Annotated in this window: 4 protein-coding genes; 3 read left to right on the forward strand and 1 reads right to left on the reverse strand. The window is 29.7% G+C overall.

Translation table 11 applies throughout. The features are described from left to right. Nucleotides 1–18: 18 nt before the first annotated feature. Complete coding sequence (locus DWZ53_RS04265) at nt 19–495, reverse strand: phosphatase PAP2 family protein (protein WP_118432321.1); 477 nt, start codon at nt 493–495, stop codon at nt 19–21. Between the two features lie 108 nt (nt 496–603). Here DWZ53_RS04265 and DWZ53_RS04270 point away from each other — a divergent pair, with 108 nt between their 5' ends. The 3 genes from DWZ53_RS04270 to DWZ53_RS04280 form a co-directional block, all read left to right on the forward strand. Next, nucleotides 604–1,968 (forward strand): exopolysaccharide biosynthesis polyprenyl glycosylphosphotransferase, encoded by a 1,365-nt coding sequence (locus DWZ53_RS04270; RefSeq protein ID WP_118432323.1) that lies wholly within the window; start codon nt 604–606, stop codon nt 1,966–1,968. Nucleotides 1,969–2,132: 164 nt separating this feature from the next. Beyond that, entirely contained in the window at nt 2,133–6,080 is a 3,948-nt protein-coding gene (locus DWZ53_RS04275; protein WP_158568177.1) for a GBS Bsp-like repeat-containing protein, read from the forward strand. A 498-nt stretch (nt 6,081–6,578) separates the two neighbouring features. Further along, nucleotides 6,579–8,638: GBS Bsp-like repeat-containing protein (locus DWZ53_RS04280; protein ID WP_118432327.1), on the forward strand; the 2,060-nt coding region annotated here is incomplete at its 3' end.

Genomic DNA, 8,638 nt, shown 5'->3' on the forward strand with positions numbered 1-8,638 from the left:
TCTTATTATAATTAATCATTAAATGAAATAAATACCAAATGCAAGAGCAATACTAAATAAGATATCAGTAATATAATGAACCCCTGTAAGTAATCTTGTAAGAGTAATCACACCAGCTAAACAAGATAAAAGTAATCCCATATTAGGTCCTCTGCCCACAACTGTTAAAGCAATAGAAATAGCTAAAGCAGTATGAATGCTTGGAAAAGAATGCATAAGGTGTTGTTTATCATCAATAGGTTGAATAGGATACTTTTGACAAGGTCTTTTACGATTAATGAGAACTCTTAATAGTACCGTGATAATTAAAACTAAAAAAGGCTGATAGACAAGTAAATAAAATTGATTGGTGTATTCTAAAAATATTTTAAGTAAAAATAATGCATAAAATATACCTGACATCCAAGGACAAAATTTTGAAGCAAATAATGTACATGATTTAATGAAGGGATGTCTGTTCATGAAATTATTTAAACCTGCATAGAAAAATTTCATAGTTGTCACTCCTGTTTTGATAGATATAGTCATTATACTATAAATGATAAAAGATAGAAATAATAAATAGAATACTGTATAATCAAAGGTATGTAAGAGGTGTAATCAATGAATAGAAAAATCATGCCGTTTATGTTATTAACAATAGAAGTCATCATGTATTATTTTATTTGTATCTATTTTCATATGGAAATGGATCTTATTATTGGATCAGGAATTTTATATTTCTTGTTCTTATTTATTTATGGACATTATTCATTAAATACATGTTTAATATGGGATGAAATTAAAGCATTAGTGAAATCAAGTTTTTGTTTTTATATCGCTTTATTAGTGCTTGTACCAAGATCAACAGGTTATGAAAGAAGAATGCATCTTACTATTATGGTAGGATCAATGTTTCTTATTTGTTTACTTGCCGATCGTTTTTTGCGTATTTCTTTTAGAGAACAGTTTGCTAGAAAGACATTGGTAATTGGAACGGGATATGAAGCGGCTAGACTTGGAAAGATTTCTAATAATAATCGTTTTGCTTTAACAAAGGTAGAAGGTTATGTTGATACGAATTTAACAGATTCATTATTTGGTTTTAAGCAAGAAAATATTATTAAAAATAGTTTTTTATATAGTTATGATGAAATGGATGAGGCAATAAGGAATTTACATATCGAACAAATCATTGTTGCTTTGCCAGAAGCAAATCAACAAGTTATTGATAAGGTCATGTCAGATATTTATGGTAAAGTAGAAGCAATTAAATACTTACCAGATGTTAATGGCACGATGACCTTTTCTTCAGAAGTCCAAGATTTTGATGGGCAATTATTAATTGCCACATCAAATGATGAAATGTCTTTATTTGCAAGAGTATTAAAAAGATTAATTGATATCTGTGCCGGTATAGTTGGTTGTATAACATTGATTCCATTAATGTTATTTGTCAAATATAAATACTTAATGAGTGGTGATAATGAAAACATCATGTTTAGCCAAGAGCGTATTGGAAAAGATGGTAAGAAGATTAAGATTTATAAATTTAGATCAATGGTTCCTAATGCAGAACAGATTCTAGATGAACTTATGGAAAAAGATTCAAAGATTAAAGAAGAATATCTAACAAATAAAAAGTTAGTCCATGATCCAAGAATCACTCCTGTTGGACAATTCTTAAGAAAAACATCATTAGATGAATGGCCTCAATTTTTAAATGTTTTAAAAGGTGAAATGTCACTTATTGGACCAAGACCTTATTTACCAAGAGAAAGAGAAGATATGGGGCAATACTATCAATCAATCATTAAATGTAAACCGGGAGTAACCGGTATGTGGCAAGCTAATGGAAGAAGTGATGTGGGCTTTGATTATCGTTGTAAGCTAGATGATTATTATTATCATAACTGGTCTATTTGGCTTGATTTCACGATTATTTATAAAACAGTAAAAGGTGTAATTTATGGAAAAGGATCGTTATGATCCTTTTTTTGTATTACAATAAAAATCTAATGATTATTTATAGAATAGAGATGGGCGATATTCGACAATTTTTATATTTAAATAAAAAAATAGAAAGAATGGTGTTCTTAGTTTATAATTAAGAATATAAATAGTTATACTTTTATAGCATGAGGGGGAATAAGATGAAACGTATAATAAGAACTCTTTTAGCATTCATGCTTTCTTTTTCTATGATTGTGCCTATAACAGGTGTATCAGCTAAAGAAGAAACACAAGGAAGTGTGATGCCTAGAAGACAATATGAAAATATGGATGATGTTAATTTTCAAACAAGTACATCGTTCAAATCAAGAGCGAGAGCGAGGGCAGCAATGCCAAGTTCATATAGTTCAGTAGAACAGGGTTATGTAACAAGTGTTAAAAATCAAAATCCTAATGGTAACTGTTGGGCTTTTGCAGCATGTAGTGTGGCAGAAACATATTTAATTAAAAATAATTTAGCTACTAAAGATATTGATTTATCAGAAGCTCATCTAAATTATTTTACTTATAATAATAAAGGGGATTTTTACAATAATACTAACAATGACCAAACTGTTATTGTAAATGGAGAAACATATTATGATAAAGGTATTGCTCCTAACATGGTACAAATAGCTTTAAGTAATTTTGGATTGGCAGATGAAGAAGATTATCCAATTAAAAATGTTCAAACAATGAATGGAACTCATGATGATCAAAATAATACAACATACCGTCTTACTAATAGTAATCTCATCTGTGACCGTGTATATAAGACAGATGAAAAGATAACTGTTGATTATGGTGATAAGGTAAAACAGGCAATATTGAAAAATGGAAGTGTTTTTGCGACGTATGATCATCTTAATAACTATTATAATGGTCAAAATAGTAACTACTATAATCCTAACCATGATGTATGGTTAAACCATGCCGTTACCATTGTGGGATGGGACGACAATTACAGTGCTTCTAATTTTTCGTATACGCCATCTAGAAACGGAGCGTGGCTAATCAAAAATAGCTGGGGAACTGGTTTTGGAAATGATGGATATTTTTGGATGTCTTATGATGAAAGTTCTTTGGGCTATGTTTATTCCTTTGAATTTGCACCTAGAGATAACATTAATACATACCAATATGATGGAACAGAAAATACAAGTTACACAATGGCAAGTTTTACAAGAACATATGCTAACGTTTTTCAAGGGAAAAAAGATGTTGAGTCTTTAGAGGCGATAACTCTAGGTTTGCGATCATTAACTCCTTATACCTTAAAAATATATACTGGATTAACAAACCCAAATGATCCTACAACAGGAACAGAAGTATTATCACAAAGTGGTATAAATGAGAATATAGGGAATAATTATATTTCATTAAACGAAAAGGTTTCTATTCATAAAGATGAATACTATGCTATTGTAATAACTCTAGAAGGAACTACAAAAAATAATGCACAGCTTATGTGTGATCAAACATATACGACTGCTAAAGATATTCATTTTATATGTGATTTTTCTAATGAACATTGTTTGGTAGAGTTATCTCATGGAACATGGAGTAAAGTAGATAATGTAACTTATCGTATCAAAGGTGTTGTTAAAGATACATCTCCAGTATCCATTAGTTCTGTTTCTTTAAATAAAACCAAACTTGATTTAAATATAGGAACAACAGAAACATTGCAAGCGACAATTCATCCTGATAACGCAACTGATAATAGGAAACTAACATGGGAATCAACTAATCCTAGTATTGCTACGGTAGATCAAAACGGTAAAGTAACACCAATCAAAGAAGGAAGTTGTGAAATAACAGTAACAACTTCAAATGGTAAGACTGCAACGTGTCAAGTTAATGTTACCTTACATATTAATTCAGTAACCTTAAATATAAATAAAAAAGAGTTAGATGTAAAAGATACTGTGCAATTACAAGCAACAATCGATCCAAGTAATACAACAGACAGTAAACAATTAATATGGGAGTCAAGTGATCCTACTATTGCAAAAGTGGATAACGCAGGAAAAGTTACAGCAGTATCTGAAGGTGTTGCTACAATCACTGTAACAACAAGTAATGGTAAACAAGCAACATGTCAAATTACAGTGTTAAAGCATATAAAAACAATTACACTCAATAAGTCAGAATTACAATTAAATAAATCTGAAACTGAAACGCTTGTAGCGACAGCTAAACCAGATGATACTGTTTATGATAGTTGGACATGGTCTAGTGAAAATACAAACGTAGCAACAGTAGATCAAAGTGGGAAAGTAACAGCGGTAGGCGGAGGAACAACAAACATTGTTGTTACAACCACTAATGGTAAAGTTGCAAAATGTAAAGTTACAGTAGTCAATCCAATTACTTCAGTTACAATAAATAAAACAAAAATTAATTTGCTAAAGGGGCATAGTGAAACATTACAGGCAACAATCAATCCGAGTGATACAACAGATGTTAAGAGAATCACATGGAAATCAAGCAATACAAATGTAGCAACAGTAGATGAAAATGGAAAAGTAACTGGAATGAACCCAGGAACAGCAACAATCACTGCTACAACAAGTAATAATAAAATAGCAAGTATTGAAATAAATGTTTTGAAAGATGTGTTAGGAGTATCATTAAATAATGATGAAACAGAGGCAAAATTAAAATTCTATAATGTTAATCAAGAAAAATTTAAATCAATGATGTTTGCCGTATGGAGTGAAGAAGGAGGACAAGATGATTTAAGGTGGTATACAGCAGGAAAAGAAGGAGAAGATTACGTAACGAGTGTTAATATAAAGAATCATAAAACAACAGGAAGATATCAAGTACACTGTTATATGATAGATAATGAAGGAAATTATGTATATCTAACAAATACAACATTTGAGATAGCAAGACCAGATATCAAAATGAGTGCTGAAAATATAGGAAAAGGAAGGTTTAAAATAAATTTGGATATTGCAAATGGTGCAAATTCAATAGAAAAATTAGAAGTACCAGTATGGAGCGATAAAAATGGACAAGATGATATTATATGGTATAGAGCTAAAAAAGAGGAAGAAGGACACTACAGTGTTACAGTAGATGTAAAAAATCATAAAGGAGATATAGGGAATTATAGTTATGCAGGGTATGCTACATTAAAAAGTGGCATATTTGTAGGATCTAATGATAATAATCAAACAGCAACTGTAGGAATTCAATTAGGAAGTTTAAAGACAGATGTTGGTGAAAACGAAACCGAAGTAAAAATTGTATTAAAAGATACAGATATAGAATGTATTGGAAAGAACATCAAATATGCTGTATGGAGTGAAGAAGGAGGACAAGATGATTTAAGGTGGTATACAGCAGGAAAAGAAGGAGAAGATTACATATCTAACGTCAGTATAAAGAATCATAAGACAACAGGAAGATATCAGGTGCACTGTTATATGATAGATAATGAAGGAAATTATGTATATCTAACAAATACAACATTTGAGATAGCAAGACCAGATATCAAAATGAGTGCTCAAAATATTGGAAAAGGAAGATTTAAAATAAATTTGGATATTGCAAATGGTGCAAATTCAATAGAAAAATTAGAAGTACCAGTATGGAGCGATAAGAATGGTCAAGATGACATTATATGGTATGTAGCAAAAAAAGAGAAAGAAGGACGCTACAGTGTTATAGTAGATGTAAAAAATCATAAAGGGGATATAGGAAATTATAGCTATGCAGGGTATGCTACATTAAAAAGTGGCATATTTGTAGGATCTAATGATAATAATCAAGCAGCAACTGTGAGAGATCAATTAGGAAGGTTAAAGAAAGAAGTTAATAAAAACGAAACCGAAGTAAAAATTGTATTAAAAGATACAGATATAGAATGTATTGGAAAGAACATCGAATATGCTGTATGGAGTGAAGAAGGGGGACAAGATGATTTAAGATGGTATACAGCAGAAAAAGAAGGAGAAGATTACATATCTAACGTCAGTATAAAGAATCATAAGACAACAGTAAGATATCAGGTGCACTGTTATATGATAGATAATGAAGGAAATTATGTATATCTAACAAATACAACATTTGAGATAACAAGATTAAATATCAAATGAGTGCTAAAATTCCTTGAGACGGAATATTTGAATATACGATTTAATAATAAAGAATATAAATGTGCATATCGAGTCAAATGAAGCATATATTAATTTGAAATGAACCGAAATGCTTGAGTACCAAGCAATTCGGTTCATTTTTTAATAATTTAAACAAAGAAAAATTAATTATTATCAAACATAGTTAATGGACTTAAATAAAGTGAATCATCATTTACCGTTGAAAGAAAAAAGATTTACCATGAAATTTATTCTGATAAGAATGACAAAAGGTATAAGTATATTTTAGGCAAATATTTCGTTGTTAAAATAATTATAAAAATTGTTATGAAAATGCATAATGAATTATTTTTTATGAAAGAAGGTTATTTTCAATTCAATCAAATGTTAATTTGTATATTTTATTTGATGTTTATGATTTGATATTTACAATTCTTGTTATTTAATCGTATTTTTTGTATAATTTTATAGAGTATTTTCAAATTGGGGGTAAATATATTGAAAAAGAAAAATTTAAAAAAAGAATTATCTACATTAGTAGTAACGAGTATGATTGTTGGAAATATTTCTATGATTCATGCATATGATAACTTAAATATAACTAATGATGATAATGTAAGTGTAGAACAACAAGATAATAATAACGATGTTTCTCAAGGTAATGAAGAGATTGTTAATAATAATGCTACAGAACAAAATAATGATGAAGTTATGTCTATAAATGATAATGAAGATAGACAAGTTGTAGGGCAATCATCATTTGTAGATGAAAATGGTAATATTAATACGGTAGATGTTTATGATGGAACAACAGGAGAAGAATATAATCCTAATGCAAGAACTGTTAATACTGCAAACATGGTTAATTTCAATTGCAATAAGTCAAAATCTGCTACTATTTCATATACTGATTTCTATACAGGACAACCGGGATATTTGTTTAATGGTAAGGATATGGTAGCAGATGCAGCGTTTTTGGGTGAAGAAAATGGAAAAGTTAAGTTTATGATTTCTGGTGTTACTGGACTAGTAGATGCCTCATTAGTAGAAATCGTTCCACAAAAAACGTATTATGCAAGTAATTATGAAGTAAATTCAAAAGGGTTATTATATCACTATATATCTACTAATGTTAATGATGTTGGTAATCAAGGAACTAATTATAATTATATAGGAATTGGACCAAGTTATTTAACACCTAATAAGGAATACTATAGCTATGATGGTCATTACTTTTATGAAGATTATAATGTAATGATTAATGATTATAAAAGTGAAACAAGACAACATTCTGTAAATGCAAGCAATCCATATTATAGTTATTATCAATATTTACCTTTTAGAAGTAAAACAAATTATACTGCTTCTGAATTGAATTCAATTATTAATAAGAAGGCTAATTCAAGTCAATCAAAAATGAACAACATAGGTAATAGTTTGATTAATAATCAAAATACATATGGAGTGAATGCACTTATTGTAGCAAGTTTTGCGGCGCTTGAATCTGGATGGGGTAAAAGTACAATCTCTTTACAAAAAAATAATCTATTTGGTATAGGAGCGTTCGATAGTAATCCGTTTGATAATGCGTACAGTTTTAATTCTGTAGATGATTGCATTAAAGAATTTACATCTGGGTTAATGTCTAGAGGTTATTTAAGACCAGGATATAGTAACTTTAGAGGTGGATTTTACGGTGACAAGGCAAGCGGACTTTCTCAATATGCTTCTGATCCATACAGAGGAGAAAAATGTGCTGCAACTGCAGCTACTATGGACAGAGAATTGTCTTCAAAAGATAGCAATTATTATACTATCGGTATAAAAGATTCAAGTTTATTAACTCATACAAATATTGACGTAAAAAAAGAAAGCAATAATCAATCTACAACTTTATATACAACTGTATCAAATGCACCTTATGCTTTTATTGTTAGAAATAAAACCGCAAAAAATGGATATTATCAAGTACAATCAGATGCAGTTTTAACAACTGATAGAAATAGCATGACTAGCAATAGTGAATATTCATACGACAGAGATTATGGATATGTGGAAAATAAATATATAAAAATAGTTAATAGCGGGGTTGATATAAAACCGAGCAAAGCACCAATAATCGAAAGTACAGAAGTCACAAATAAAACAAGTGAAGGATATACAGTAAAATGTATAATTCGAGATGAAGCTGGAATATCAAGGGTAGAAATGCCAACATGGACAGAAAAAAATGGACAGGATGATATTACATGGCCAAAAATAAGTGTTGTAAATAAAGGAAACAATTTATATGAAGCAACATATACAGTAAAGACTAAAGATCATAAAAATGAGACAGGTAAGTATAACACACATGTATATGTTTATAACAAAGATAATGAAGTAGCAGTAAAAACGTTAGAAATAACAGTAAATGATACAGCAACACCAAAGATTTCAAATGTAAAAGTAGAAAATGAAACAAGAAAAGGATACACAATAACATGTGATATTCAAAGTGACAGTAAAATCACAAAAGTAGAAATGCCAACATGGACAGAAAAGAATGGGCAAGATGA

The organism is Coprobacillus sp. AF33-1AC, from assembly GCF_003475785.1.
In the GTDB taxonomy this organism is placed as follows: domain Bacteria; phylum Bacillota_I; class Bacilli_A; order Erysipelotrichales; family Coprobacillaceae; genus Faecalibacillus.